Source organism: Dactylosporangium thailandense, assembly GCF_059739745.1.
Map to the genome: position 1 here is coordinate 7,022,883 of NZ_AP029195.1, position 26,895 is coordinate 7,049,777.

Genomic DNA, 26,895 nt, shown 5'->3' on the forward strand with positions numbered 1-26,895 from the left:
AGAGGGGCACGTCGCCGCACGGTCGCGGACCACCCACGCGGCCGCGCTTCACCACCTGCTGACCCCACAGATGAGCACAAACCCCCGTGGCCGCCTGCCGGCGCACCGCCAATCCCGCCCGCGCGCGGGAAGCGCCCAGCGAACACCGACGCCGACCCCCGCCAAAGCCTCTTGCCGTCCACCAACACAAGAGCAGGTCGAACTCGCCGCCACCCCGCACCGATCACCCCGCTCAGACGCATTGAGAAGGATCCCGATGAGCAGAAGGCTCGTGACGCGAAGGGTGCTCGCGGCATTCGCCGTGGCCACCCTCGTCGCCGTGACGGCGCAGACGCTGCCGGCGCAGGCCGCCGGCGGCCCCAACCTCGCCAGCGGCCGCCCCGCCACCTCCAGCAGCACCAACGGCGCGAACGGCATCGGCAACATCAACGACGGCAACCAGGCCAGCTACTGGGAGAGCGCCAACAACTCCTGGCCGCAGTGGGCCCAGATCGACCTCGGCAGCGCCAAGAGCATCGACCAGATCAAGCTGAAGCTGCCCGACGACACCGCCTGGGCGACCCGCACCGAGACGCTGACCGTGACCGGCAGCCCCGACGGGACGACTTTCTCCACGATCGTCGGCTCGACCGGATACGTGTTCAACCCGGCCTCCCACAACACGGTCACGATCAGCTTCAACGCCACGACCACCCGGTACGTGCGGCTGAACTTCTCGGCCAACACCGGCTGGCCCGCGGCGCAGATCTCCGAGTTCGAGATCTACGGCGTGTCCACCACCGGCACCAACCTGGCCGCGGGCAAGACGTTCTCGGCCAGCAGCCAGAACGCGCAGTACGTCCCCGGCAACGGCGGCGACTCGAACCAGGACACCTACTGGGAGAGCTCCGGCGCCTTCCCGCAGTGGCTGCAGGTCGACCTCGGCTCCGCGGTGCCCGTCAGCTCCGTGGTGCTGAAGCTCCCCGCCGCCTGGGGCGCGCGCACCGAGACGCTGTCCGTGCAGGGCAGCACCACCGGCAGCTCGTTCTCGGACATCGTGGCGAGCAACGCGTACACCTTCGCGCCGGGCACGGGCAACACCGTGACGATCCCGTTCACGCAGACGACCACCCGGTACGTGCGGGTCAACATCACCGCGAACACCGGCTGGGCGGCCGCGCAGCTCTCGGAGCTGGAGGTGTACGGCCCCACGACCGGTGACACCCAGGCGCCGACGGCCCCGGGCAACCTCACCTACACCCAGCCGGCGAGCGGCCAGATCAAGCTGACCTGGACCGCCTCGACCGACAACAGCGGCTCCATCGCCGGGTACGACATCTACGCCAACGGCGCCCTGCGCACCAGCGTGGCGGGCAACATCCTGACGTACACCGACATGCAGCCCGACACCGCGACGGTCGCGTACTACGTCAAGGCCCGCGACGCCGCCGGCAACCAGTCGGCGAACTCGAACACGGTGACCCGCACCGGCACCAACCCCGACACCCAGGCGCCGACCGCGCCCGGCAACCTGGCCTACACCACGCCGGCCAGCGGCCAGATCAAGCTGACCTGGACCGCCTCGACCGACAACAGCGGCTCCATCGCCGGGTACGACGTCTACGCGAACAACTCGCTGCGCGGCTCCGTCGCGGGCAACGTGCTGACCTACACGGACAACCAGCCGGACACGGCCACGGTGTCGTACTACGTGAAGGCCCGCGACGCCGCCGGCAACGCCTCCGCGGCCAGCAACACGGTCACCCGTACCGGCACCGGCAACCCGCCGCCGGGGACCAACGTGGCGCTGGGCAAGCCGGTCGAGGCCAGCGGCTCGGTCTTCACCTTCGTGCCGGCCAACGCCAACGACAACAGCGTCACCACGTACTGGGAGGGCGCGGCCGGCTTCCCGGCGACCCTGACCGCGAAGCTCGGCTCGAACAACGACATCACCAAGATCACGCTCAAGCTCGACCCGAGCAGCGCGTGGGGCGCGCGGACCCAGAACATCCAGGTCCTCGGCCGCGAGCAGAGCGCGACCGGGTTCACCAACCTGGTCTCGGCGGCGGACTACCGCTTCGACCCGGCCACCGGCAACTCGGTCGACATCACCGTCTCGGCCCGGGTCGCGGACGTCCAGCTGAAGATCAACTCGAACACCGGCGCCCCGTCGGGCCAGATCGCCGAGTTCCAGATCTTCGGGGCCGCGGCGCCGAACCCGGACCTCCAGGTGACCGCGATCTCGTCCTCGCCGGCCTCGCCCGTCGAGACCGACTCGGTGAGCCTGACCGCCACGGTGAAGAACGCGGGCACGGCCGCCTCGGGCGCGACCAACGTCAACTTCTACCTCGGCACCGCCCAGGGCACCGTCCTGGCCGGCACCGCCAACGTGACCGGCCTCGCCGCCGGCGCGCAGGGCACGTTCACCGCGAACATCGGGCCGCGCACCGCGGGCACGTACACGGTGAGCGCGAAGGTCGACGAGAGCAACTCGGTCATCGAGACCAACGAGGCCAACAACTCGTTCACCAGCGGCTCGAACCTCGTGGTGCAGCCGGTGCAGTCCTCGGACCTGGTCGCCGCCCCGGTGGCCTGGTCGCCGTCGAACCCGTCCGCGGGCAACACGGTCACCTTCAGCGTCGTCATCAAGAACCAGGGCACCCAGGCCAGCGGCTCGGGCGCGCACGGCATCACCCTGACGCTGAAGGACAACGCCGGCGCCACGGTCAAGACGCTGACGGGTTCGTACACCGGGACGCTCGCCGCCGGCGCCAGCTCCCCGGTCGTCACGCTCGGCACGTGGACCGCGGTCAACGGCAAGTACACGGTCACCACCGTCCTCGCCGCGGACACCAACGAGCTGTCGGTCAAGCAGGCCAACAACACCAGCGACAACCCGCTGTTCGTCGGGCGCGGCGCGAACATGCCCTACGACATGTACGAGGCCGAGGACGGCACCGTCGGCGGCGGCGCGCAGGTCGTCGGGCCGAACCGCACCATCGGTGACCTCGCCGGCGAGGCGTCGGGCCGCAAGGCGGTCACGCTGAACGGGACCGGGCAGTACGTGCAGTGGACCACGCGGCAGAGCACCAACACGGTGGTCGTGCGGTTCTCGATCCCGGACGGCACCACGTCGTCGATCAACGTCTACGTCAACGGCTCCTTCGCCAAGGCGATCTCGCTGACGTCGAAGTACTCGTGGCTCTACGGCAACGAGGCGTCGCCGACCAACTCCCCCGGCACCGGCCCCCGTCACATCTACGACGAGGCCAACGTGATGCTGGACAGCACGGTCAACGCCGGCAGCACCATCAAGCTGCAGAAGGACGCGGCCAACGGCGGCAACATCGCGGTCGACTTCATCAACACCGAGCAGGTCGCCCCGATCGCCAACCCGAACCCGGCCACGTACATCACCCCGGCCGGCTTCACCCAGCAGGACGTGCAGAACGCCTTCAACACCGCGACCCAGAGCAGCACCGCGGTCGGCGTCTACCTGCCGGCGGGCACCTACGTCACCACCGGCAAGTTCGACATCAACAGCAAGGCGATCCAGGTCGTCGGGGCCGGCCCGTGGTACACGAAGTTCACCACGCCGCAGGACCAGCAGAACACCGACGCCGGCTTCCGGGTCGCGACCTCAGCAAACGGCTCGACGTTCAAGAACCTGGCCTTCTTCGGCAACTACGTCGAGCGCATCGACGGCCCCGGCAAGGTGTGGGGCGAGCTGAAGGACAACCAGAACCTGACGATCGACAACGTCTGGGTCGAGCACACGGTCTGCATGTACTGGGGCGTGCACAACAGCGGCATCAACATCTCCAACAGCCGCATCCGGGACACGTTCGCCGACGGCATCAACTTCACCAACGACACGACCAACACCCACCTGAACAACATCGACGCCCGCTCCACCGGTGACGACTCGTTCGCGCTGTTCTCGGCGACCGACGGCGGCGGCTCGGTGGGCAACCACGACAACCTGTGGGAGAACCTGTCCGCGACGCTCACCTGGCGCGCGGCCGGCCTCGCGGTCTACGGCGGGTACAACAACACGTTCCGCAACATGTACATCGCGGACATGCTGACGTACTCGGCCATCACGATCAGCTCGCTGGACTTCGGCTACCCGTTCGTGGGCTTCGGCACCCAGCCGACCAACATCCAGAACGTGTCGCTCGTCCGCGACGGTGGCCACTTCTGGGGCCAGCAGGCCTTCGGCGCCATCTGGGTCTTCTCGGCCTCGAAGGTGTTCCGCGGGATCCGGGTGTCCGATGTGGACATCGTCGACCCGACGTACTCCGGCATCATGTTCCAGACGAAGTACACCGGCTCCTCGCCGGAGAACCCGGTGACGGACACGGTGTTCACCAACATCAGCATCTCCGGCGCCAAGCGGAGCGGTGACGCGTTCGACGCCAAGTCCGGCATCGGCATCTGGGTCAACGAGATGCCCGAGCCCGGTCAGGGCCCGGCGGTCGGCTCGGCGACGTTCAACCACCTGACGTTCTCCGGGAACGCCGAGAACATCAGGAACACGACCAGCACGTTCACGCTCACGATCAACCCGTAACACCGCCGCACCAGGGAACGGCCGCCGGATGCCATCCGGCGGCCGTTTCGTTTGATGCCCGCCAGGCATGTGGATGTGCATCCGGCACGTCGATGTCGACGCGCCATGTTGATTTTCGTCAACCAGGTTGATTTCGGCTCGGCGGGCCGACTTTCATCAACTAGGTTGACGGCGCCGCATGCCCTGACCCTCAGGCACCGCAGCACGCACCCGTCAACGAACAGAAGACGCCGCACAGAAGACGCCGCCCCGCAGAAGGCGCCCCGCAGAAGGCGCCCCGCAGAAGGCGCCACGCAGAAGGCGCCACGCAGAAGGCGCCACGCAGAAGGCGCCCCGCAGAAGGCGCCACGCAGAAGGCGCCACGCAGAAGGCGCCACGCAAGCCCTTGCCCTCAGGCGCCGCGGCACGCACGCGTCGACGAACAGGCCGACGGCGGCTTACGCTCTAGCCCTCAGGCGCCGCAGCATGCGCGCGTCCTCGAACCCGGCGGCGCGGGCGGCGGCCTCGACCGTCGCGCCGTGGCCGATGAGGTGCTCGGCCCGCTCGAGGCGCAGCAGCTGCTGATAGCGCAGCGGGGTCAATCCGGTCGCCTCGCCGAACGCGCGGGTCAGGGTCCGCTCGCTCACCCCGGCCGCCACCGCGAGGTCGCGCAGCGGCAGGCGCTCGGCGAAGCGGCCGTCGATGACGTCCTGTACGCGGTGGACGACATCGCTCAGATGGTCCCGGTGGCGCAGCATCGCGCTGTGCTGGCGCTCGTCGCCGTTGCGGCGGGCGTAGACGACCATCTCCCGGGCCACCTGGGCGGCCACGGCCGGGCCGTGGCGGGTCGCCACCAGGTGCAGCGCCAGGTCGATGCCGCTGGCGATGCCGGCCGAGGTGACGACCCGCTCGTCCACGACGTAGAGCACGTCGCGAACCACGCGGGCGTTCGGGTAACGCCGCGCGAGGTGGTCCTGGAGCCCGTGGTGCGTCGTGCAGCGGCGGCCGTCGAGCAGACCGGCCTGGCCCAGCGCGTCGGCGCCGGCGCAGACGCTCGCGACCGTCCCGCCGCCGGCGTGGTGGCCGGCGATCCTGGCCCGGGTCGATCCGGTCAGCCGGCCGTGCTCGCCCAGCCGGCTCGCGCGCCAGCCGGGGACGAGGATGAGGTCGTCGCGGGTGAGCGGCGGCCAGCCGGTCCGGGCGCGCAGGGGCAGGCCCTGCGCCGTGGGCACCTCCTCCCGCTCGGCCACGTAGTGCAGCTCGTAGCCGAGGCCGAGGTCGCGCACGGTGGAGAACACCTGTGCGGGGCCGGCCAGGTCGAGCAGGTGCACCTGCGGCACGAGCAGGAAGACGATCCTCACCGCGCGAGAACCTCCTTGACGGTGGCGATGGTGGCGAAGCGGCCGGCCAGAGCATATTCCGTGCGCGCGATGACGTCCTCGGTGCTCAGCGCCGGGCCGCCCGGGTCGCGGTGGGCGATCGGGAACGTCGCGGTCGCCTCGGTGACGAAGGTGACGTCGTAGCCGAGGTCGGCGGCGACGCGGGCGGTGGTCTCGCAGCACTGCTCGGTCTGGATGCCGGTGACGATCAGGTGCCGGATGCCCTCGGTGGTGAGCAGCTGCTGCAGGCCCGTGGTGGTGAACGCGTTGCGGCTGGTCTTGACCAGCTCGGGCTCGCCGGGCCGCGGCTCGAGGCCCTCGAGGTAGCGCAGGTGGCCGCGCTGCGGGTCGAAGACGTTGCCGGTGCCGGGCTCGGCGTGCAGCACCCACACGACGAGGTCGCCGCGCTCGCGGGCGTCGGCGATGAGCGGGGCGACCGTGGCGGCGATGCCGGGGTTGGAGATGTCCGCCCAGCTGGGGCGCTGCCGGAAGGACTCCTGGATGTCGATGACGAGCAGTGCGCTTCTCATGCCGTCGATCCTGCGCGCGTCCCGCCGGTTGAGCCAGGGCCGGGCCGGGCTCGAAGCGGACCGATCCGGTCATGGCGCTATCTCATTATTCGAGATAGTCGTTCCGAAGTTTGAGAAGGCGGGACTAGCGTACGAGCATGCCTACGAACGTGTACACCCACGGGCACCACGAGTCGGTGCTGCGCTCCCACCGCTGGCGCACCGCCGAGAACTCCGCCGCCTACCTGCTGCCGGTGCTCATCGAGAAGATGCGCGTGCTCGACGTCGGGGCCGGTCCGGCCACCATCACCCGCGACCTGGCCGCGCGCGTCGCGCACGTCACCGCGCTCGAGGTCAACGAGGAGGCGGTCGGGGTGGCCCGGGAGGGGCTCGCCGGGGTGGAGAACGCCGACGTGGTGCTCGGCGACGTGCACGCGCTGCCGTTCCCCGACGACACGTTCTGCGTGGTGCACGCCCACCAGGTGCTGCAGCACGTCGCCGACCCGGTGGCGGCCCTGGGCGAGATGCGCCGCGTGTGCAAGCCCGGCGGCTACGTGGCCGTGCGCGACAGCGACTACGCGGCGTTCACGTGGTACCCCCCAGCCGCCCGAGCTCGACGACTGGATGGCCCTGTACCAGCGGATGGCCCGCGCCAACGGCGGCGAGCCGGACGCCGGCCGGCGGCTGCTGGCCTGGGCGCACGCGGCCGGGTTCACCGACGTGACCGCGACGTCGAGCACCTGGTGCTTCGCCGACGAGCAGGACCGCGCGTGGTGGGGCGGGATGTGGGCCGACCGGGTGCAGGAGTCGGCGATGGCCCGGCAGGCGCTTGCGGCCGGGGTGGCGCAGGAGGAGCTGGACCGGCTGTCCGAGGGCTGGAAGCAGTGGGCGGGCGATCCCGACGGCTGGATGTCCCTGCTGCACGGCGAGATCCTCGCCAGGCCGTAGTTGAGCCCGGCCGTAGCATGAGCGCGTGAGCCAGCTTCCCGCCGACCTGCACACGCACTCCCAGTTCTCCTGGGACACCGACACCGGCGACATGGAGGGCTCGTGCGCGCGGGCGGTCCAGCTCGGCCTGCCGGCGATCGCGTTCACCGAGCACACCGACTTCGTGTCGTGGACGGTGGACCCGGACACGGTGCCGCAGCGGTGGACCCCGCACATGGCCGGCCCGGCGCACCTGGCCCCGCCGCCGCTGGACGTGGACGGCTACCTGGCGGCGATCGAGCGGTGCCGCGCGAGGTACCCGTCGCTGCGCATCATCACCGGGGTCGAGCTCGGCGAGCCGCACTGGTTCGCCGAGCCGGCCGCCGCGCTGCTCGCGAGCGCGCCGTTCGAGCGGGTGATCGGCTCGCTGCACTCGGTGCGCGTGGGCGACGAGGATCGGCTCGTCGAGGACGAGTACGGCTCCCGGGGCGTCGCCGAGGTGCTGCGCGACTACTTCGCCGAGGTCGTGCGCATGCTGGAGTCCTTCGGCGACTTCTCGACGCTCACGCACCTGGACTACCCGGTGCGGTACGTGCCCGAGGGCCACGTGTTCCGCATCGAGGACTACGAGGACGAGGTGCGGCAGGTGCTGAAGACCCTCGCCGGGCAGTCCCGCGCGCTGGAGATCAACACCCGCCGCACGCTCGAGCCGACGCTGCTGCGGTGGTGGCGCGAGGCCGGTGGCGCCGCCGTGAGCTTCGGCAGCGACGCGCACCGGCCCGAGGCGGTGGCGGCCGGGTTCGCCGACGCCGCCGCGCTCGCGGAGGCGACCGGGTTCCGGCCCGGCCGCCACCCGTACGACCACTGGATCCGCTGAACGAGCGCTACGCCGCGCTACACGTCAGCGCCGGCGGGTTGTTCGTGCCCGTCCAGGTGCCGTTGAACCCGAAGCTCGTGCTCTGCCCCGCGCTCAGCCGGCCGTTGTAGCTCGCGTTGACCGCGGTGACCGTGGAGCCGCTGCTCGTCAGCGTGGCGTTCCAGTAGCTGCTCACGGTCTGGCCGTTGGCGAAGGTCATCTTCACCGTCCAGGTGCTGATGCCCGCCGAGCCGGCGGTGACCTTCACGTCCGCGCCGAAGCCGCCCGCCCACTCCGACGTCTTCGTGAAGGTCGCGGCGCACGCGCCGGTGACCGGCGGGGTCGAGGCCGAGGCGGAGGCGGACGCCGAGCGGCTGGCCGACGGCGAGGTGCTCGCGGAGCGCGACGGCGAGGCGGACGCCGACGGGGACTTCGAGGGCGAGGCCGACGGTGAGCCCGTCCCGCCGCCGGTGCCGGTGAAGATGACGTCGCTGCACAGGTAGTACGACTGGTCCAGGTGGCTGGCCTGCCAGATCGTGTAGATCACGTGCCGGCCCGTGCGGGTGCCGGCGTCGACCTCCGCCTGGTACTGCGGCGCGGGCGCGTACCGGGCGGTGCGCTGGAGAAGCTCCAGGCTGTTCCAGGTCAGCGGCTGAGTGGCCGGGTCGAAGCCCTGCTTGGTGATGTAGATGAGCAGGTAGTCCGCGCCGTGCTGGGCCTGGTCGGTCAGCGTGAGCGTGAACTTGTTCGGCTTCGTCGCGGCGACCCACGGGCCGACGGTGTCCAGGGAGGCGTAGAAGCCGTTCTGCGTACGGCCTCCGCTGCACAGCTGCCCGTCGGGGATCGCGGCCTGGTGGTTGCCGGCGACGCCCTCGCGGTAGAGGCCGTTCCAGTTCCACATCGTGTTCGGGTTGGCCTGCCAGGCCTGGGCGCACATCGGGTCGGTGTCGGCCATGTGCGGGTTCTGGAAGTCGGAGCCCCAGCGGGCCCAGCAGCCGTAGTTGCGGGACGGGGGATCGGTGAGCGAGCCGTGCGCGGCGGCCGAAGTGGGCCGGTCGAGCACGGTCAGGCCCAGGGCGGCGGTGACCACGACGAGGGCCCCGACCGCGAGGCGCCGGGCGGTCGATGAAAGTTGCATCGGTACTCCTCGGGGGTGCGCTGCCGCCGTCGCGCGTCCGGGCGCGGCGGCGACGCGGCTGACATTCGGACGGACCATGTCAACGCGCGCGGCTCCCGCCGGGGAGGGTAGCCGGTTAAACGAGGAATGTGAATATCTGCGCGGGCCGGTTCACCCCGGGGACCAGGTCGAGGTCCGGGGACGGCCCGGTGCGGCCGGCGAAGAGCCGGCTCACCCGGGGACCAGGTCGAGCACGCCACGGACCGCCCGCTCGACCGCCGCACGACCCGGGGACGGCCCGGTGCGGTCGGCGAAGAGCAGGTGCGCGGAGCCGATGAGCATCGCGCCCAGGGTCTGCGGGTCGGCGCCGGGCGCGAGGCGGCCCAGGTCGCGCTCGGCGGCCAGGTAGTCGCCGAGCATGACGGCGGCGTCGGTGAGCACCGGCACGCCGGCCGGCCACGTGTCGCGCAGCCGGGCGCGCAGCTCGTCGCGGAAGGTGATCAGGGCGACGATGGCGACCGCGACCGAGCCGAAGACGCCGATGAGCGCGTCGGCAACGTTGCCGGCGACGGTGCCGCCGCCCGCCGCGGACCGCAGCGCCTCGGCCTGCGGCGCCATGCGGTGCGCGCGGTCGAGCACGAACTCGGCCAGGAACGCGTCGAAGTCGGCGAAGTGCTTGTGCAGCACGCCCTTGGCGACCGCCGCCTCGGTCGTCACCGCGCGGCTGGTCAGGCCGCTCGGGCCGTCGCGCAGCAGGATGCGGTCGGCGGCGGCGAACAGCTGCTCGCGGACGTCGCGGATGGCCACCCCGGTCGGCACGTGTGCAACCCTCCATTGCCTAGTGGGCGCTTGCCCATTAAGGTGGGCGCATGCCCACTCTACCGTCACCGGAGCACCCGCATGAGCAGCGGGCGGTCGCGGAGTCCTTCGGCGCCGACGCCGAGCGCTACAACCGCGCCCGCCCCGGATACCCCGCCGCGCTGATCGAGCGCATCCTCGCCGGCAGCCCCGGCCGGACGGTGCTCGACGTCGGCTGCGGCACCGGGATCGTCGCGCGGCAGCTGCAGGCCGCCGGGTGCTCGGTGCTCGGCGTCGACCCCGATCCGCGCATGGCCGAGGTGGCGCGCCGGCAGGGGCTCGAGGTCGAGGTGGCGAGGATCGAGGCGTGGGACCCGGCCGGGCGCGCCTTCGACGCCGTCGTCGCCGGGCAGACCTGGCACTGGGTCGAGCCGGTCGGGGGCGCGGCCACGGCGGCGCGGGCGCTGCGGCCGGGCGGCCTGCTCGCGCTGTTCTGGAACGGCGTCGAGCCGCCGCCGGAGGTCGCCGAGGCCACCGGGAACGCCTTGCGCGAGCACATCCCGATCCCGGTGGCGGCCCGGTTCTCGTTCGGCGGCGAGGCGTACCGCCCCCTCGCCGACCGGGCCGCCGAGGGGATGCGCACGGCGGGCGGCTTCGGCGAGCCGGAGCCGTGGACGTTCCCGTGGCGGCGCGACTACACCCGCGACGAGTGGCTCGAGCAGGTGTCCACCTCCGGCGGCGTGAACCGGCTCCCGGCCGAGACCCTCGCCGGCGTCCTGGCGAAGGTGGGCCGGGCGATCCCCGACGCGTTCCCGGTCGTCTACAGCACCGTCGCGGTCGCGGCCCGCCGAAGCAGCTAACGGTCGCGGCCCGCCGAAGCAGCTACACGTCCTCGAGGTCGCCCTCCGTCTGGAGGTACACCTCGCGCAGACCGTCCAGAGTGGACTGCTCGGGGTGCTCCCACAGGCCCCGGTCGGCCGCCTCCAGCAGCCGCTCGGCGATCCCGTGCAGCGCCCAGGGGTTCGACTCCGTCAGGAACTTGTGGTTGTCCGGGTCGAACACGTAGGACTCGGCCAGCTTCTCGTACATCCAGTCGGCCACGACCCCGGCGGTGGCGTCGAAGCCGAAGAGGTAGTCGACGGTGGCCGCGAGCTCGAACGCGCCCTTGTAGCCGTGCCGGCGCATCGCCGCGAGCCAGCGCGGGTTGACGACCCGGGCCCGGAACACCCGCGCGGTCTCCTCGCTCAGCGTCCGGGTGCGCACGGCGTCCGGGTTCGTGCTGTCGCCGACGTACGCCGCGGGTGCCTTCCCGGTGAGGGCGCGCACGGTCGCCACCATGCCGCCGTGGTACTGGAAGTAGTCGTCCGAGTCCGCGATGTCGTGCTCGCGCGTGTCGGTGTTCTTGACCGCGACGCTGATCCGCTTGTACGCGCCCTCCATGTCGGCCCGCGCCTCGATGCCGTCGACGCCGCGGCCGTACGCGTAGCCGCCCCAGACCGCGTAGACCTCGGCGAGGTCGCGGTCGTCGCGCCAGTTCCGGCTGTCGATGAGCGGGAGGATGCCGGCCCCGTAGGCGCCCGGCTTGGAGCCGAACACGCGCAGCGAGGCCCGGCGCGCGTCGCCGTGCCCGGCGACGTCGGCCTCGATGTGCGCCTTGACGAAGTTCTCCTCCGGCGACTCCCCCGGGGCCGAGGCCGCGAGCTGGACGGCGTCGTCGAGCAGGGCGACCACGTGCGGGAAGGCGTCGCGGAAGAAGCCGGAGATGCGCATGGTCACGTCGATGCGCGGCCGGCCCAGCTCCGCGAGCTCGATGCGTTCGAGCCGGGTGACCCGCCGCGACGCCTCGTCCCACACCGGCCGCACGCCGAGCAGCGCGAGGGCCTCGGCGATGTCGTCGCCGGCGGTGCGCATGGCGCTGGTGCCCCACATCGACAGCCCGACGGAGCGGGGCCAGTCGCCGTGGTCGGCCCGGTACCGCGTGAGCAGCGAATCGGCCATGGCCTGCCCGGTCTCCCAGGCGAGCCGGCTCGGCACCGCCTTGGGGTCCACGGAGTAGAAGTTGCGGCCGGTCGGCAGCACGTTGATGAGGCCGCGCAGCGGGGAACCGCTCGGCCCGGCGGGCACGTAGCCGCCGTCGAGCGCGTGCAGCACCATCGTCAGCTCGTCGGTGGTGCGGGCCAGGCGCGGCACGATCTCCTCGGCGGCGAAGCGCAGGACACGTACGACATCCGGATTGTCGGAAATCTCCGACAATCCGGAGACATCCCAATCGCGAGCCTCCATCGCCGCGACAAGCGCGCGGGCGCGCGACTCGACGTCGTCGACCGCGGCCCTATCCACAGTGGACTCATCGTGCCCCAGCGCCTCGCGCAGGCCGGGCAGGGCCGCCACCTGGCCGCCCCACATCTGGCGGGCCCGCAGCATGGCCAGCACCAGGTCGATCCGCGCCTCGCCGGAGGGGGCCTGGCCGAGCACGTGCAGGCCGTCGCGGATCTGCACGTCCTTGACCTCGCACAGCCAGCCGTCGACGTGCAGCAGGAAGTCGTCGAACTCGGCGTCGTGCGGCCGGTCGTCCAGCCCCAGGTCGTGGTCGAGCTTCGCGGCCTGGATGAGGGTCCAGATCTGGGCCCGGATCGCCGGCAGCTTGGCCGGGTCGAGCGCGGCGATGTTCGCGTGCTCGTCGAGCAGCTGCTCGAGGCGGGCGATGTCGCCGTAGGTGTCCGCCCGGGCCATCGGCGGCACCAGGTGGTCGACGAGCGTGGCGTGGGCGCGGCGCTTGGCCTGGGTGCCCTCGCCGGGGTCGTTGACGAGGAACGGGTAGATGAGCGGCAGGTTGCCCAGGGCCGCGTCCGCGCCGCAGCCGGCCGACAGCCCGACCGTCTTGCCCGGCAGCCACTCGAGGTTGCCGTGCTTGCCGACGTGCACGACGGCGTGGGCGCCGAAGGAGTCGGCGAGCCAGCGGTAGGCGGCGAGGTAGTGGTGCGACGGCGGCAGGTCCGGGTCGTGGTAGATGGCCACCGGGTTCTCGCCGAACCCGCGCGGCGGCTGCACCATCACCACGACGTTGCCCCGCCGCAGCGCGGCGAGCACGATGTCGCCGTCGTCCGGGTCCACGAACAGCTCGCCCGGGGCCGGGCCCCAGTGCTGCTCCATCCCGGCCCGCAGGTCCTCCGGCAGCGTCTCGAAGAACGCCCGGTAGCGCTCGGCCGGAATCCGCACCGGGTTGCCGCGCAGCTGCTCCTCGGTGAGCCAGTTGACGTCCTGGCCGCCGGCCGCGATGAGCTCGTGGATGAGCGCGTCGCCGTCGGACGGGAAGCCCTCGCCGAGGTCGTAGCCGCGCTCGGCCAGCGCGGCCAGCAGCCGCACGACGCTCGCGGGTGTGTCGAGGCCGACGGCGTTGCCGATCCGCGAGTGCTTCGTCGGGTACGCGCTGAGCATCACCACGATCCGCTTGTCCGCGTTCGCCAGGCCCCGCAGGCGCGCGTGGGCCGCGGCGATCCCCGCCACCCGGCCCGCCCGCTCGGGATCGGCGACGTAGACGGTGAGGCCGTCCTCGTCGATCTCCTTGAACGAGAACGGCACGGTGATGAGCCGCCCGTCGAACTCCGGGATGGCGACCTGGGTCGCGGTGTCCAGCGGCGACAGCCCGTCGTCGTTTCCGTCCCACGTCTCGCGGCTGCTGGTCAGGCACAGGCCCTGCAGGATCGGCACGTCCAGGGCGGCGAGCGCGCCCACGTCCCAGGCCTCGTCCTCGCCGCCGGCCTGCGCGTCGGCCGGGCGGGTGCCGCCGGCCGCGAGCACGGTCACGATGAGCGCGTCGGCCCGGCGCAGGGTGTCGAGCAGCTCGGGCGGGGCGGTGCGCAGGGAGGCGGCGAAGACCGGCAGGGGCTGTACACCTTCAGCCTCCAGCGCGGCGCAGAGGCCCTCGACGAACGCGGTGTTCCCGGCGACGTGGTGGGCCCGGTAGTAGATGACGGCGACCGTCGGCCCGTCCACCGGCGCGGCCTCGCGCTCCAGCACGCCCCACGCTGGGGTCTCGACCGGGGCGGCGAAGCCGTGGCCGGTGAGCAGGACGGTGTCGCAGAGGAAGCGGTGCAGCTCGGCGAGGTTGGCGGCGCCGCCGAAGGCCAGGTAGGCGTGGGCCTGCGCGGCGAGGCCGGCCGGGACCGTGGAGTGGCTCATGAGCTCGGCGTCGGGGGCCTGCTCGCCGCCGAGGACGACCACCGGGAGCCCGGTCGCCAGGAGCGCGTCGAAGCCCTCCTGCCAGTCGCGGTACCCCCCCGAGGAACCGCACCACGACCAGCTCCGCGCCCTCGGCGAGCCCCGGCAGGTCCTCGACCGCCGTGCGCGAGGGGTTGGCCAGGCGCCACGCGGCACCACTGGCCCGGGCGCTGAGCAGGTCGGTGTCGGACGTCGACAACAGCAGGATCACGCCGGGTCCTCCCTCGGGGTCCGCGCCCCAAGACGGTGGGATGGGTCCGGCGGCGGAGAGTATCCTGGCTTGCCGGAAATCGTCTCTCCGGTTCACAGTGGCGGGACCGTCCCGGATTCGCACCGGGTTCCTCCACGTCGCCGTTGCACAGCGCCGTCAACTCTTCAGGACGAGCGTGTGTGCCGTCAAGCGCAGGTAGTATCCGCCGCGTGCAGGCTCCCAGCGGACGCGACGCCCCCGACCGGTGCCCCGGCGCCGTGCAGGTCCACGCGGCCGCCGACGGCGGGCTGGCGCGCGTGCGGCTGCCCGGCGGGCGGCTCACCGCCGCGGGGCTGACGGTCCTGCGCACCGCCGCGGCCGAACTCGGCGATCCGGCACTGGAGCTCACCTCTCGCGGAAACGTGCAGGTCAGGGCGTTGCGGCCGGGGGCCGAGCACGAGCTCGCGGCCCGGCTCACCGTCGCCGGGCTGCTGCCGTCGGCCACCCACGAGCGGGTCCGCAACATCGTCGCCAGCCCGCTGAGCGCGGCCGTGCGCCCCCTGGTCGCGGCGTTCGACGCGCTGCTGTGCGCCACGCCGGCCCTCGCGGGGCTGCCGGGCCGGTTCCTGGCCACCGTCGACGACGGCCGCGGGGACGTGACGCCGCTGCTCGGCGACGTGGGCCTGCACGGGTCCCGGCTGACCCTCGCCGGTCGCCCCACCGCGCGGCACGGTGGCCCCGAGCTGCTCGTTCGCGCCGCCGAGGCGTTCCTGGCCGAGCGCGCCGCGCAGTCCTCGCAGGCCTGGCGGCTGGCCGAGCTGGACGACGGCCCGGCGCGCGTCGCCGCGCGGCTGGGCACCACCGTCTCGGACACTCCGCTCACCCGGTCGGGCCCGCCCGAGCCCGGCATCCACGGCTCGTCCGCCGTGCTCGCCGTGCCGCTCGGACTGCTCACGCCGGCCCAGTCCGCGGCGCTGGCCGGAGAGATCATCGTCACGCCATGGCGCACCGTGGTCGTGCCCACATCGACGATGCCGCAAGCTGTGGCGTCCGGGCTCGTCGCGGACCCGGCCTCGCCGTGGGCCGGGGTGACGGCGTGCGCGGGCCGCCCGGGGTGTGCCAAGGCGCTCGCCGACGTTCGCGCGGACGCCCGGGCCTCGGTGCTCGCGGGCTCCTCGGAGCCGGCGCACTGGGTGGGCTGCGAGCGGCGCTGCGGCGCACCGAAGGGGAGACACGTGGAGATGTTGGCGACGGCGTCGGGCTACCAGCGCAGCGTGCGCGGATGAGCGACTACATCCGCGACGGGGCCGAGATCTACCGGCGCTCGTTCGCGACCATCCGGGCCGAGGCCGACCTGTCCGGGCTGCCGGCCGACGTCGCCCAGGTGACGGTCCGCATGATCCACGCCTGCGGCATGGTCGACCTCCCCGCCGACGTCGGCTACTCCCCCGGCGTGGTCGCGGCCGCGCGCGCCGCGCTGCGGTCGGGCGCGCCGATCCTGTGCGACGCCGAGATGGTCGCGTCGGGGGTGACCCGGGCGCGGCTGCCCCGCGACAACGAGGTCGTGTGCACGCTGCGCGATCCGGCGGTACCGGCGCTGGCCTCGACCCTGGGCAACACGCGCAGCGCGGCCGCGCTCGAGCTGTGGCGGGGCCGCATCGACGGCGCCGTCGTGGCCGTCGGCAACGCGCCCACCGCCCTGTTCCGGCTGCTGGAGATGGTCGCCGAGGGGGCCGGCACGCCCGCCGCGGTGATCGGCATCCCGGTGGGGTTCATCGGCGCCGCCGAGTCGAAGGCGGCCCTGGCCGAGTCCGGCCTCGAGCACCTCGTGGTGCACGGCCGCCGGGGCGGCAGCGCGATGACGGCCGCCGCCGTCAACGCCATCGCGAGCGAGAAGGAATGATCACGGTGGAGACTGGGCGGCTGTACGGGGTGGGCCTCGGCCCCGGGGACCCGGAGCTGATGACGGTCAAGGCGGCCCGGCTCGTCGCGGCCGCGCCCGTCGTCGCCTACCACAGCGCCCGCCACGGCCGCAGCATCGCCCGCGCGATCGCCGCGCCCTACCTGCGCCCGGAGCAGGTCGAGGAGGCCCTGGTCTACCCGGTGACGACCGAGGACACGCCCGACTACCGGGGCGTGATCGAGGAGCACTACGACGCGTGGGCGGCGCGGCTGGCCGTCCACCTCGACGCCGGCCGGGACGTGGTCGTGCTGTGCGAGGGCGACCCGCTGTTCTACGGCTCCTACATGCACATGCACAAGCGGCTGTCGCAGCGGTACCGCACCGAGGTCGTCCCCGGCGTGACGTCCGTGGCCGGCGCCTCCGCGGTGCTGGGCCGCCCGCTGGTCGAGCGGGACGAGGTGCTGACCGTGCTGCCCGGCACCCTGCCCGCCGAGGCGCTCGCCGAGCGCCTCGCCGCGACCGACTCGGCCGCGGTGATGAAGCTGGGCCGCACCTTCGGCAAGGTCCGCGACGCGCTCGAGCGGGCGGGCCGGCTGGACGAGGCCTGGTACGTCGAGCGCGCCACCACCGCCGGCGAGCGCGTCGCCCCGCTGGCCGGGGTGGACCCGGCGACGGTGCCGTACTTCTCGATCGCCCTGCTGCCGTCCCGCGTCCACGACGAGACCGCCGCGGCCCTGGCCGAGCGGCCCGCACCGGGCTCCGCGGGCGAGGTGGTGGTGGTCGGCCTCGGCCCGGCCGGCCGCGACTGGCTCACGCCGCAGGCCCAGGCCGCGCTCGCCGCCGCGGACGATCTCGTGGGGTACGGGCCGTACCTGGCCCGGGTGCCCGGCAACCCCCGCCAGCGCCGGCACGCCTCCGACAACCGGGTCGAGGCCGAGCGCGCCGAGTTCGCCCTGGCCCTGGCCAAGGAGGGGCGCCGGGTCGCGGTCGTCTCCTCCGGCGACCCGGGCGTCTTCGCGATGGCCGCCGCGGTGCTGGAGGTCGCGGCCGAGCCGCGCTGGAAGGACGTCCCCGTCCGGGTCCTGCCGGGCCTGACCGCGGCCCAGGCCGTGGCCAGCCGCGCCGGCGCCCCGCTGGGCCACGACTTCTGCGTGCTGTCGCTGTCGGACCGCCTCAAGCCCTGGGACGTCATCGCGGGCCGCCTCGAGGCCGCGGCCCGGGCCGACCTCGTGATCGCCGTCTACAACCCCGGCTCGAAGTCGCGCACGTGGCAGGTCGAGGCGGCCAAGGCGCTCCTGCTCGCCCACCGGCCGGCCGGCACGCCCGTGGTCATCGGCCGCGACGTGGGCGGCCCGGAGGAGTCGGTGCGCGTGGTCGCCCTGGCCGACCTGGAGCCCTCCGAGGTGGACATGCGCACGCTGCTCATCATCGGCTCGTCCCAGACGCGGGTCCGCGAGCGCGACGGCGAGCCGCCGGTGGTCTGGACGCCGCGGCGCTACCCCGCCTGAGCGGGGTGGCGCGGTTTGGGGATACGCGGGCCGGGGCCGGGCGCCTATCGTTTCAGCCGAACACCCACCGCGACATTTCCCGAAGGACGGACAGCATGAGCGACTACGACGACGGCGGCCAGCTCGACCCCGGATTCCACGGCGACGAGCAGCCGGACTTCGCCGGCCAGGGCGCCGACTTCGGCCACTTCGAGGCCGGCCAGGACCACAGCGCGATGGAGCAGCTGCACGCGGACAACGGCTCGGAGACGGACTTCGGCCAGCAGTTCGGCGTGTTCGAGCACGACACCCACCAGGCCGAGTCGACCGCGCTCGAGCAGGGTCACCACGAGGCGTACAGCGCCGGCTACGACGAGGGCGAGTCGCCGTCGTTCACCGGTGGCGACATCGACGACCTGCACGCCCGCCTCGGCAACCTCGGTGGCCCGGACACCACCGGCCAGGCCGGCCTCGGCGTCGCCTCCAACTGACGCAAGCCCCGGAGCCTGGCCGCGGTCGTCGGACCGCGGCCAGGCTCATGCGCGTGCGGCCAGGTCGAGGGCGATGTCGATCAGCATGTCCTCCTGGCCGCCGACCAGGCCGCGTCGGCCCGCCTCCAGCAGCAGCGCGCGCACGTCGGCGCCGTAGCGCTCGGCCGCCAGCTCCGCGTGGCGCAGAAAGCTCGAGGTGAGGCTGGTGCCGGCGAGGCCGTCGCCGTGTGCGACCTCGATGCCGTCGACGCCGGCGGCGTCCAGGGCGGCGGCGATCCCGGCGGCGCGCGCGGATGCCGTACCCGCGCAGCGCCGCCGGTTCGCCGCGTGCGCCGAGGCCGAGGTCGCGTCGAACACCACCCGGACGTCGCCGAAGCACGGGAGCTTCGCCAGCCCCTCGACCCTGCCGGCGGTCGTGGCCAGCCCGAGCCGCGCGGCCCGCGCGAGCCCGCCGGAACCCGGGTCGATCCCGGCCATGGCCAGCGGCTGGAGCACCCCGGAGCCGCGCAGCAGCTTGATCATCAGGTCGGTGCCGATGTTGCCCGAGCCGGGGACGCCGGAGGCCCGCGCCTCCGGCAGGCAGGACAGCGCGTCCACGCTCAGCTCACCTCGAAGGTCGTGCCGATGGCCATGCCGGTGATCCACTCGGGGACCGGCTCGTAGCTCGTCCACACCAGCGGGCGCCCGGCCGCGGCCAGGCCGATGAGCCAGGTGCGCACCTCGTGGCCGCCGCTGCCGGCGTCCTGCTCCAGCCCGTCGTCGCCGAGGCCGACGACCGCGTCCACGTCGCAGCGCGCGAGGCGGCCGAGGAACCAGGCGTCCCAGGCCGCGTTCACGGGGGCGTCGGGGCGCCCGGCCAGGGCCCGGACGCGGGGCTCGCGGGCGGCCGAGAACGCCTCGACGTCGCGGCGGCCGTGGATCATCGAGGCCCGCCGGTCGGCCGGGACCGCCGGGTCGCGGGGGTCGTTCGACGGCAGCCAGTGCGACAGGCCGCCGCTCGCGACGAGCAGCACCCGGCCCGGGCCGGCGCAGGCGCGGATCGCGGCCCCGAGCGCCCGCCCGAGCCCGACGCAGCGGGCCAGGGACGGCAGCGGGGGCGCGGCGGTGTTGACGACCAGCGGCACGAGCGGGAGGTCCGCGGTTCCGCGGAGCATCTCGTAGCCCTGGACGATGCCGTGGTCGACGGTCAGCGCGAAGGAGAGGGCCACGTCGAACGCGCCCGCGAGCCCGTCGCGCACCGCCCAGGCGAGCTCCTCGGCGACCGGCAGGCGGCCGCGGCGGCTGCCGAAGTCGCCGAACGCGTGGGCCTCCTCGACCCCGAGCACGAACGGGGGCATGGCGTCGTAGAAGTTGGCGTGGAAGTGGTCGGGGCCGACGACGACGAGCGCGTCGGGCGCGAGGGCGGCGACCGCGCGGGCGACCCGGGCGGCGTCGGCGAGGAACCGGCCCCCGGGCGCGTCCGGTCCCGTCGGCGGCATCATCGTGGCGAACGGCGAGTGCGAGATGCCCACCAGTCCCACGATCTCGCTCATGACGCGGCCTCCGCTTCGCTCCGGCCGCGCCATGACGAAGGCTGAGCCTGCTGATGAGCGGCCACTCCGCTCCGCTCCGTACCGCTCATGACGGTTCCCGGCGGTCACGCAGGAACTCGCGGTGCACCCGCAGGTACTGCTGCGGCTTCTCCCACTGCGGCCAGTGCCCGGCGTCGGCGATGACCGTGAGCCGGGCGTCGGGAATCCAGCCGAGCAGCAGTTCGGCCTCGTCCAGCCCGCCGGTCGGGTCGTGGTCGGTCCACAGCAGCAGCGTCGGCGCCGCGATCTTGCCGACCCAGGCGGGGTCCCACGCGAAGTCCCGGCGGACCACGGGGTCCTGCAGCACGAGCGTGTTCTCGATGGCGCGGACGAAGCCGGGCCGGGAGTACACCTGCCGCCGGAGGCCGACGAGCTCGTCGGTGACCATCTCGGTGTGGTGGAACAGGAACTCGACCCGGCGCCGGACGGTCTCGTCGCTGGGGTCGCGCACGGCCGCCAGGGTCGAATCCTTGAGCCGCCGCATCACCTCCGGCTTGTTGGTGATGTTCCCGGGCGTGTTCAGCACCAGGCGGTCGACGCGGCCGGGGTGGAAGGCCGCCGTCCAGGCCGCTACCCATCCGCCGAGCGACTCGCCCGAGAGGTGCGCGGCGCCGATGCCGAGCGCGTCGAGCAGCCCGACGAGGTGATCGCTGAGCACGTCGATCGTGTACGGCCGGTCGGGCAGGCCGGACCAGCCGTGGCCGACCATGTCGTAGACGGTGACCGTGAAGTCCTCGGCCAGGCCGGCGAGGTCGCGCGCGTAGGCCTCGAGGTGCCCGCCGGTGCCGTGCAGCAGCACCAGGTCGGGCCCGCTCCCGGCGCGCAGGACCCGGGTGCGCACCCCGGCGACGTCGACGTGGCGCAGCTCGTGGTCGAGGTCGGCCAGCTCGGCCCAGATCGAGATGTGCTCGGGCAGGTCAGTCATGGAATCTCCTCCGGGCCTCGTCCACCGTGCACAGCCCGGCGCTCTGGCGGCGCACGATCCCCAGCGCGGCCAGCAGGCGGGAGTTCTCGATGGTCAGGAACTCGACCGGCTCCTCGGCCGAGTCGTTGTAGTGCCGGTGCCAGGTCCACGGCGGCGTGTAGACGAAGTCGCCGGTGGCCCACGCCTCGGTCTCGTCCTCGACGTCGCTGTGCCCGCGCCCGGCGATCACGTAGTGGACGGTCTCGTGGTAGTGCCGCTGCATGTCGGAGCTCTCGCCCGGCGGGATGGTCTGCCGGAAGATCTCGAAGGTCGCGGTGGGCAGCTTCCCGGCGATCGCGAGGGTCGTCGGGTTGTGGATCTGCCCGGCCGGCAGCGTCTCGAGCTCGCCGGCGTGCACGACCACGGGCCGCGCGGCGCTGGGCCGGACGGTGTCGCCGATGGCGGCCAGGAACTCGCCGAGGTCGAAGCCGTTGCCAGACAATCCCATCAGATGGTTTCCGTTCTTCCGCCGTCGACCGTGAGCACGGTCCCGTTGATGTAGCTCGCGTCCCGGGATACCAGGAACTGCACGGCCGCCGCGATCTCGTCCGGCTCGCCGGCCCGGCCCGCGGGCACGAGCGCCGCGTCCCGCCGGTCGAGCTCGGCGTAGGACTCGCCCGTGCGGGCGGCGCGGGCCTGGAGGATCTCGCGGCGGCGGGCGGTGTCCGTCGGGCCGGGGGCGACACAGTTGACGGTGACGCCACGGTCCGCGTACTCCCGCGCGAGGAGCTTGGCGGCGGCGGTGACGGCCGAGCGCAGCACGACCGAGACGGCCAGATCGGGCTGGGGCTGGCGGACGGCGGTGGAGGTGATGAACACGACCCGGCCGAACCCGCGCCCGGCCATCGCGGGCAGGCATGCCCTCGCCATCCGCAGCGGGCCGAAGAGCAGCAGCTCGGCGCCGTGCTGCCAGGCATCGTCGCCGACGTCGAGAATGCGTCCCGGCGGCGGGCCGCCCGCGTTCACGATCAGCACGTCGGGTCGCAGGTCGTTGGGCTCGGTGATGTCGGCGACGAGGAAGTCCGCCCCGATCTGCGCCGCGGCCCCGCGCAGGGTCCGCTCGTGCCGGCCCATGATGGTGACGTCGTGGAAGGCGGCGAGCCGGGCGGCGATCGCGAAGCCGATGCCGCTCGCTCCCCCGCCGACGAGGGCTTTGATGGTGGCCTCCTCAGTGCGAGTGCGCCTAGCCTGACCGGTGTGCACAGCCGGAGCCAACGATGAGTCCCGCTGAGCGGGACACGCCCGCCGAGGGCGCGCTCGACCGGGCCGCGGCGATCCTCGGCGCGTTCGACGCCGCGCACCGGGAGCTGACCCTCGCCGCCCTGGTGGCCCGGTGCGGGCTGCCACGCTCGACCACGCACCGCACGGCCGAGAAGATGATCCGGCTCGGGTGGCTGGACAAGCCCGCCGAGCGGTACCGCATCGGCAACCGCCTCTTCGAGGTCGCCGGGCTGGCCCCGATCCGGCTGGAGCTGCGGGAGGCGGTGCTGCCGTTCCTGCAGGACCTGCACCACGCCACGAAGATCACCGTGCAGCTGGGCGTCCTGGACGGCGCGCAGATCCTGGTCGTCGAGAAGATCAGCGGGCACCGCGCGCTGCCGATGCTGTCCCAGGTCGGCGGGGTGATTCCGGCGTACTGCTCCGCGCTCGGCCGGGCGATCCTGGCGTACTCGCAGCCCGAGGTCATCGACGCGGTCCTCGGCCAGCCGATGCCGGCCCGCACCCCGCGCACGCTCACGAACCCGGTCGCCATCATGCGGGAGCTCACCGCGGTCCCCGAGCGGGGCTGGGCGGTCGACCGGGAGGAGGGCAACATCGGCGTGAGCTGCGTGGCCGCCCCCATCTTCGGGCCGCTCGGCTCGGTGGCGGCGGCCCTGTCGGTGACCGGCCCGAGCCCCCTGGTGCGGGCCGACCGCATCGGCCCGGCGGTGCGCATGGCCGCCGCGGCCGCGTCCCGGGCCTACGCACGGCTTTCGTAGTCCCGCTCACCGGGACTGCCGATTGCTTCTCCTTCCGCGGGGCGCCCACGCTGTGACGACCTACGGCTTAGGGAGACGACGATGACCCTCGGCGGCGGATACATGCTGCCCTCCCGCGAAGGAACCCGGATCGCGGCGATCGGCCTCGGCATCACGATGAAGGCCGACGGCAAGACGACGCGCGACGCGTACTCGCTGTTCGAGTACGCCGTCCCCCCGCACACCGACGGACCCCCGCCGCACCTGCACACCCGCGAGGACGAGTCGTTCATCTGCCTGGCCGGCCGGCTCGACTGCTTCCTCGGCGGCGAGCGGTTCACCATCGGCCTGGGCGACTACCTGTACCTGCCTCGCGACGTCGTGCACACGTTCCGCAACAGCACCGGCGAGGAGGCGCGGGTCATCTCCGTCGTCTCGCCGGCCGGGCTCGAGGGCTACTACCAGGCGCTGGCCGAGCTGCCGCCCGGGCCGCGGGACATCACGAAGATCAAGCAGATCATGGCCGACTTCGGCCTGGTGCTCCAGTTGCCGCCCGAGGTGAGCTGAGCATGCGCGTCGGCGTCATCGGGGCCGGCGTCGCCGGGCTGAGCACCGCGAAGGTGCTGCGGCAGGCCGGCCACGAGGTGACCGTCTACGACAAGGCGCCCGACGTGGGCGGGGTGTGGAGCCGGACCCGCCGCTATCCCGGCCTGACCACGCAGAGCCCGAAGGCGCAGTACTCCCTGTCGGACCACCCCATGCCGCGCGACTACCCGCAGTGGCCGACCGGCGCCCAGGTCCAGGCCTACCTGGAGTCCTACGCGAACGAGTTCGGCCTGGCGCCCGCCCTGCGCCTGTCGACCGAGGTCCGCTCGGCCACTCCCGCGGCGGGCGGCGGCTGGACGCTCACGACCCCGGCCGGGGAGGCGAGCTTCGACAAGCTCGTGGTGGCCAACGGCATCTTCTGCGAGCCCCTCGTCCCCGCCTACCCGGGCCTGGAGGAGTTCACCGCGGCCGGCGGCGAGGTCGTGGCCGGCACCGCGCTGCACGACGCCGGCGCCGCCCGGGGCAGGCACGTCCTCGTCGTCGGCTACGGCAAGTCGGCGTGCGACGTCACCGTGCCGCTGTCGCAGGTCGCCGCCAGCACCGGCGTCATCGCGCGCCATCTGCTGTGGAAGGTCCCGCGCAAGGTCGGCGGCGTCCTGAACTTCAAGCTGCTCCTGCTGACCCGCATGGGCGAGGCCCTGTTCCGGTACCGGGTGCTGCGCGGCATGGAGAAGTTCCTGCACGGCCCGGGCAAGGGCCTGCGCGCCGGCATGATCAACTCGATCGGCACGGTGTCGGTCCGCCAGTTCGGCCTCGAGCGGCTCGGCCTGGTCCCGCCGGGCCGGATGGAGGACATCGTGCGCGGCGCGATCGGCCTGGCCACCGAGGGCTTCTTCGAGGGCGTCACCGCGGGCCGGATCGCCGTGCACAAGAACCGCGTGATCGCGCGCCTGCTCACCGTCGGCGGCGCCCCGCACGCCGAGCTGGACGACGGCACCCGGCTCCCGGCCGACCTGATCGTCTGCGCGACGGGCTTCACGCAGGGCGTGCCGTTCCTGCCGGACGCGGTGACCGGGCGCCTGCTGGACGAGCGGGGAAACTTCCAGCTGTACCGCCAGATCCTCCCCGTCGACGTGCCCGACCTGTACTTCAACGGCTACAACTCGTCGTTCTTCAGCCCGCTCAACGCCGAGATGGCCGCGCTGTGGATCGCGGCCGACATCGCGGGCGCGGTCCGCCGCCCCAGCCCCCCGGACATGCGCGCGGCGATCACCCAGCAGCTCGCCTTCATGGACGAGGCCACGAACCGCCACCACAGCCGCGGCGGCAAGATCATCCCGTTCTCGCTGCACAACGTGGACGAGGTGCTCGGCGACCTGGACGTGAACATCGGCGCCCCGGTCCGCGCGTCGCACTGGCTGAACCCGGTGAACCCGGCCGCCTACCGGGCCGTCACCCCGGCGGTGCTGCGCCGCCTGGCCACCGCCCCGCGGCCCCCGGCCCCGGCGCCGATCGCGTGAGGACGTGGTCCCGGCGGACAGACCAGCCGCCGGGACCACAGCTCATCAGGCGGCCGACTCCTCGATCAGGTCGTCCTCGGACGCGCCGCGGCGCCAGTAGCCGGTGAACGTCACGCGGCGCTTGTCGAACCCGCGCTCCTGCACCAGGTGCCGGCGCAGCGCGCGGACCTCGCCCGACTCGCCGGCCACGAAGGCGTAGCCGGGGCCGTCCGGCAGCCGCGCGGAGCGGATCGGCTCGAGCAGGCCGTCCGGGCAGTGCACGCCGGCGACGCAGCGGCTCGGCGACGCGGCGACGAACGCGTACACCGGCAGCGAGGAGCCGACGAAGGCACTGATCGCGTCCAGGGCCGGCACCGCCGTCTCGTCGCCCGCGAGCAGGACCCACTCCGTGCCCTCCGGCGGCTGGAAGTCGACGCCGCCGTTGTCGGTCACCGTCGGGCCCAGCACGAGCAGGCGATCGCCGACGGCCACGCTCGAGGCCCACTGGATCGCCGGGCCGCCGCCCGGGTGCAGGGCGAAGTCGACGTCGAACTCGCCGGGGCGGGCGGCCGCGACCGTGTACGTGCGCATGATCCCGCGGGTCGCCGGGTCCAGCCGGCGCCAGTGCGGATACCACGCCCCGCCGCGCGGGACGATCGCCGTGTCCTGCCCGGGCGCCGGGAAGAACAGCTTGAACCGCTGGTCCCGCCCGCCGCTGACGAACCGGTCCAGCGCGTCCCCGGCGAAGGTGACCCGGACCGCGTCCGGCGTCAGGGCCTCGTGCCGGACCACGTGGACGTCGAAGAAGTCGTAGGTCACGCCGCGACCTTCTTCGCCCCCGCCAGCTCCTTGGCCAGGGTCTCCAGCGCGCCCGCGCACCCGGCGTAGCTGAAGCGCGGCTCGCTCTGCCACGGCACGACCTGCCCGGCCTTGACCGCGGCCAGGTTCGCCCAGGTCGGCTTCGCGGTGAGGTCCTTGGGCTGCAGGGCCTGCGCGCGGTTGTCGAGCAGGATCACGTCAGCCTTGTACTTGTCGGCGTTCTCCCAGCTCAGGTTCTCGAAGTAGCCGCCGGTGACCGCGTTCGGGGCGATGACCTCGACGCCGAGCTCCTGGTAGTAGCTCAGCTCGCCGTAGACCTTGGGGTCACAGATGTAGAGCAGGTCCGGGCTCGCCGAGGCGGCCAGCACCTTGAGCCCGCCGTTGGCCTTCACCGCCGCCTTGACCGCCTCGGCGGCCGCGTCGAAGCGCGCCTTGCCCGCCTCCGGGTCGCCGCCGAGCGCCTTGGCCAGGTCGGCGTAGCGCTGGATGACCTTCGCCAGCGAGGTGCGCGACACCGTGATGCCGGCGCTGGGCGCGAGGGCGAGGATCTTGTCCTTGGAGTCCTCCGGGACGTACCACAGCTGGTTCGCCTCGTACATGTTGGTGATCAGCAGCTCGGGGCGCAGCGCGGCGTACTTCTCGATGTTGAACTCGCCCCACGCGTTGCCCAGCGACTCGACCTTGCCCGGGTCGAGGTCGCCGGCGAGCGGGTCCTTGCCGCCGTCGGCCCCCTTGAGCGGGCCGAACGTGCCCGCGAACGAGGTGACGCCGAAGTCGTGCAGCGCGGCCGCGGTGCCCACGTAGGCCACGATCCGCTTCGGCGCGGCGGCGAGGTTCACGGCCGTGCCGCGGTCGTCGGTGAAGGCGAAGGGGCCACCAGCGGTGCCGCTCGCCGCCGGGTCGGCGCCCGAGCCGGACCCGCCGTCCCCGCAGGCGGCGAGCGCGCCGAGGCCGAGGACGCCGGCGAGCAGGCCGCGGCGGGACACGTTGAAGGACATGGCGGGTTGCCTCTCTCTCGATCGGCACTTAGGGTAGCCTCACTTAACTTGATCGTGTCAAGGCGGTCCTTGTGCAGTCATTCGCTCGCCTCGCCGGGGCGGCCGGCGTCCTCGTCGTGGTCGCCGCCGCC

The 26,895-nt window shown here is 73.1% G+C and carries 20 protein-coding genes, 4 pseudogenes and 1 riboswitch; of the genes and pseudogenes, 11 read left to right on the top strand and 13 right to left on the bottom strand.

Translation table 11 applies throughout. The features are described 5' to 3' along the window. Positions 1 to 256 precede the first annotated feature (256 nt). Entirely contained in the window at positions 257 to 4,552 is a 4,296-nt protein-coding gene (locus tag AC6JBM_RS31060) for a galactose-binding domain-containing protein (protein WP_497977578.1), read from the top strand. Positions 4,553 to 4,989: 437 nt separating this feature from the next. Here AC6JBM_RS31060 and AC6JBM_RS31065 read toward each other — a convergent pair whose 3' ends face one another. Both AC6JBM_RS31065 and AC6JBM_RS31070 read right to left on the bottom strand, forming a co-directional pair. After that, the gene (locus AC6JBM_RS31065; protein ID WP_497977579.1) at positions 4,990 to 5,892 is read right to left on the bottom strand and encodes a GlxA family transcriptional regulator; all 903 of its coding nucleotides are present in this window, start codon (positions 5,890 to 5,892) and stop codon (positions 4,990 to 4,992) included. Continuing rightward, positions 5,889 to 6,440: a cysteine hydrolase family protein gene (locus AC6JBM_RS31070; protein ID WP_497977580.1), complete on the bottom strand. Its 552-nt coding sequence runs from the start codon at positions 6,438 to 6,440 to the stop codon at positions 5,889 to 5,891. The genes AC6JBM_RS31065 and AC6JBM_RS31070 overlap by 4 nt, the downstream gene beginning before the upstream one ends. Positions 6,441 to 6,589: 149 nt before the next feature. Between AC6JBM_RS31070 and AC6JBM_RS31075 the strand changes: the two are divergent. Together AC6JBM_RS31075 and AC6JBM_RS31080 are read left to right on the top strand one after the other, a co-directional pair. After that, positions 6,590 to 7,367: pseudogene (locus AC6JBM_RS31075) on the top strand (class I SAM-dependent methyltransferase). Between the two features lie 25 nt (positions 7,368 to 7,392). Continuing rightward, complete coding sequence (locus tag AC6JBM_RS31080) at positions 7,393 to 8,223, top strand: histidinol-phosphatase HisJ family protein (RefSeq protein WP_497977581.1); 831 nt, start codon at positions 7,393 to 7,395, stop codon at positions 8,221 to 8,223. A gap of 7 nt (positions 8,224 to 8,230) precedes the next feature. Here AC6JBM_RS31080 and AC6JBM_RS31085 read toward each other — a convergent pair whose 3' ends face one another. Both AC6JBM_RS31085 and AC6JBM_RS31090 read right to left on the bottom strand, forming a co-directional pair. Further along, positions 8,231 to 9,340, bottom strand: coding sequence for a lytic polysaccharide monooxygenase (locus tag AC6JBM_RS31085; RefSeq protein ID WP_497977582.1), 1,110 nt, complete (start codon positions 9,338 to 9,340; stop codon positions 8,231 to 8,233). 210 nt (positions 9,341 to 9,550) lie between these two features. Next, positions 9,551 to 10,138, bottom strand: a complete 588-nt coding sequence (locus AC6JBM_RS31090) for a TetR/AcrR family transcriptional regulator (protein ID WP_497977583.1) — start codon at positions 10,136 to 10,138, stop codon at positions 9,551 to 9,553. Positions 10,139 to 10,188: 50 nt separating this feature from the next. Between AC6JBM_RS31090 and AC6JBM_RS31095 the strand changes: the two genes are divergently transcribed. Next, positions 10,189 to 10,977 carry a class I SAM-dependent methyltransferase gene (locus AC6JBM_RS31095; protein ID WP_497977584.1) on the top strand — a complete coding sequence of 263 codons (789 nt, stop codon included), beginning with the start codon at positions 10,189 to 10,191 and terminating at the stop codon, positions 10,975 to 10,977. A 22-nt stretch (positions 10,978 to 10,999) separates the two neighbouring features. On the opposite strand, the pseudogene cobN reads toward AC6JBM_RS31095, so the two are convergent. Further along, a pseudogene (cobN, locus tag AC6JBM_RS31100) lies at positions 11,000 to 14,549 on the bottom strand (cobaltochelatase subunit CobN). A 37-nt stretch (positions 14,550 to 14,586) separates the two neighbouring features. Then, positions 14,587 to 14,722, bottom strand: a riboswitch (cobalamin riboswitch). A gap of 36 nt (positions 14,723 to 14,758) precedes the next feature. On the opposite strand from cobN, the gene AC6JBM_RS31105 reads away from it, so the two are divergent. The 4 genes from AC6JBM_RS31105 to AC6JBM_RS31120 all read left to right on the top strand — a co-directional run bounded on the left by AC6JBM_RS31105 (position 14,759) and on the right by AC6JBM_RS31120 (position 18,409). Next, positions 14,759 to 15,814, top strand: coding sequence for a ferredoxin-like domain-containing protein (locus AC6JBM_RS31105; protein ID WP_497977585.1), 1,056 nt, complete (start codon positions 14,759 to 14,761; stop codon positions 15,812 to 15,814). Then, positions 15,811 to 16,431 (top strand): precorrin-8X methylmutase, encoded by a 621-nt coding sequence (locus AC6JBM_RS31110; RefSeq protein WP_350609029.1) that lies wholly within the window; start codon positions 15,811 to 15,813, stop codon positions 16,429 to 16,431. Before AC6JBM_RS31105 ends, AC6JBM_RS31110 begins: the two co-directional genes overlap by 4 nt. Further along, positions 16,428 to 17,939, top strand: a complete 1,512-nt coding sequence (locus AC6JBM_RS31115; RefSeq protein WP_497977586.1) for a precorrin-2 C(20)-methyltransferase — start codon at positions 16,428 to 16,430, stop codon at positions 17,937 to 17,939. The genes AC6JBM_RS31110 and AC6JBM_RS31115 overlap by 4 nt, the downstream gene beginning before the upstream one ends. A 95-nt stretch (positions 17,940 to 18,034) precedes the next feature. Beyond that, positions 18,035 to 18,409, top strand: coding sequence for a hypothetical protein (locus tag AC6JBM_RS31120; RefSeq protein WP_497977587.1), 375 nt, complete (start codon positions 18,035 to 18,037; stop codon positions 18,407 to 18,409). Between the two features lie 45 nt (positions 18,410 to 18,454). Here the strand turns inward: AC6JBM_RS31120 and AC6JBM_RS31125 are convergent. The 6 genes and pseudogenes from AC6JBM_RS31125 to AC6JBM_RS31150 form a co-directional block, all read right to left on the bottom strand. Then, positions 18,455 to 18,610, bottom strand: a pseudogene (locus AC6JBM_RS31125) (4-hydroxy-2-oxovalerate aldolase); the annotation flags it as partial. Positions 18,611 to 18,736: 126 nt separating this feature from the next. Further along, a pseudogene (locus AC6JBM_RS31130) lies at positions 18,737 to 18,931 on the bottom strand (acetaldehyde dehydrogenase (acetylating)); the annotation flags it as partial. Between the two features lie 77 nt (positions 18,932 to 19,008). Beyond that, positions 19,009 to 19,941, bottom strand: coding sequence for a DODA-type extradiol aromatic ring-opening family dioxygenase (locus AC6JBM_RS31135; protein WP_497977588.1), 933 nt, complete (start codon positions 19,939 to 19,941; stop codon positions 19,009 to 19,011). Between the two features lie 85 nt (positions 19,942 to 20,026). Beyond that, positions 20,027 to 20,905, bottom strand: a complete 879-nt coding sequence (locus tag AC6JBM_RS31140) for an alpha/beta fold hydrolase (RefSeq protein WP_497977589.1) — start codon at positions 20,903 to 20,905, stop codon at positions 20,027 to 20,029. Beyond that, entirely contained in the window at positions 20,898 to 21,392 is a 495-nt protein-coding gene (locus AC6JBM_RS31145; RefSeq protein ID WP_497977590.1) for a cupin domain-containing protein, read from the bottom strand. Before AC6JBM_RS31145 ends, AC6JBM_RS31140 begins: the two co-directional genes overlap by 8 nt. Next, the gene (locus tag AC6JBM_RS31150) at positions 21,392 to 22,147 is read right to left on the bottom strand and encodes an SDR family oxidoreductase (RefSeq protein WP_497977591.1); all 756 of its coding nucleotides are present in this window, start codon (positions 22,145 to 22,147) and stop codon (positions 21,392 to 21,394) included. The genes AC6JBM_RS31145 and AC6JBM_RS31150 overlap by 1 nt, the downstream gene beginning before the upstream one ends. Before the next feature lie 14 nt (positions 22,148 to 22,161). Between AC6JBM_RS31150 and AC6JBM_RS31155 the strand changes: the two genes are divergently transcribed. The 3 genes from AC6JBM_RS31155 to AC6JBM_RS31165 all read left to right on the top strand — a co-directional run bounded on the left by AC6JBM_RS31155 (position 22,162) and on the right by AC6JBM_RS31165 (position 24,968). After that, positions 22,162 to 22,923, top strand: coding sequence for an IclR family transcriptional regulator (locus AC6JBM_RS31155; protein ID WP_497977592.1), 762 nt, complete (start codon positions 22,162 to 22,164; stop codon positions 22,921 to 22,923). Positions 22,924 to 23,004: 81 nt separating this feature from the next. Next, positions 23,005 to 23,469 carry a cupin domain-containing protein gene (locus AC6JBM_RS31160; RefSeq protein WP_497977593.1) on the top strand — a complete coding sequence of 155 codons (465 nt, stop codon included), beginning with the start codon at positions 23,005 to 23,007 and terminating at the stop codon, positions 23,467 to 23,469. A gap of 2 nt (positions 23,470 to 23,471) precedes the next feature. After that, positions 23,472 to 24,968: a flavin-containing monooxygenase gene (locus tag AC6JBM_RS31165; RefSeq protein ID WP_497977594.1), complete on the top strand. Its 1,497-nt coding sequence runs from the start codon at positions 23,472 to 23,474 to the stop codon at positions 24,966 to 24,968. A gap of 45 nt (positions 24,969 to 25,013) precedes the next feature. Here AC6JBM_RS31165 and AC6JBM_RS31170 read toward each other — a convergent pair whose 3' ends face one another. Next, positions 25,014 to 25,766 carry a siderophore-interacting protein gene (locus AC6JBM_RS31170; protein WP_497977595.1) on the bottom strand — a complete coding sequence of 251 codons (753 nt, stop codon included), beginning with the start codon at positions 25,764 to 25,766 and terminating at the stop codon, positions 25,014 to 25,016. Further along, positions 25,763 to 26,764, bottom strand: coding sequence for an ABC transporter substrate-binding protein (locus AC6JBM_RS31175; protein ID WP_497977596.1), 1,002 nt, complete (start codon positions 26,762 to 26,764; stop codon positions 25,763 to 25,765). Before AC6JBM_RS31175 ends, AC6JBM_RS31170 begins: the two co-directional genes overlap by 4 nt. Positions 26,765 to 26,895 lie beyond the last annotated feature (131 nt).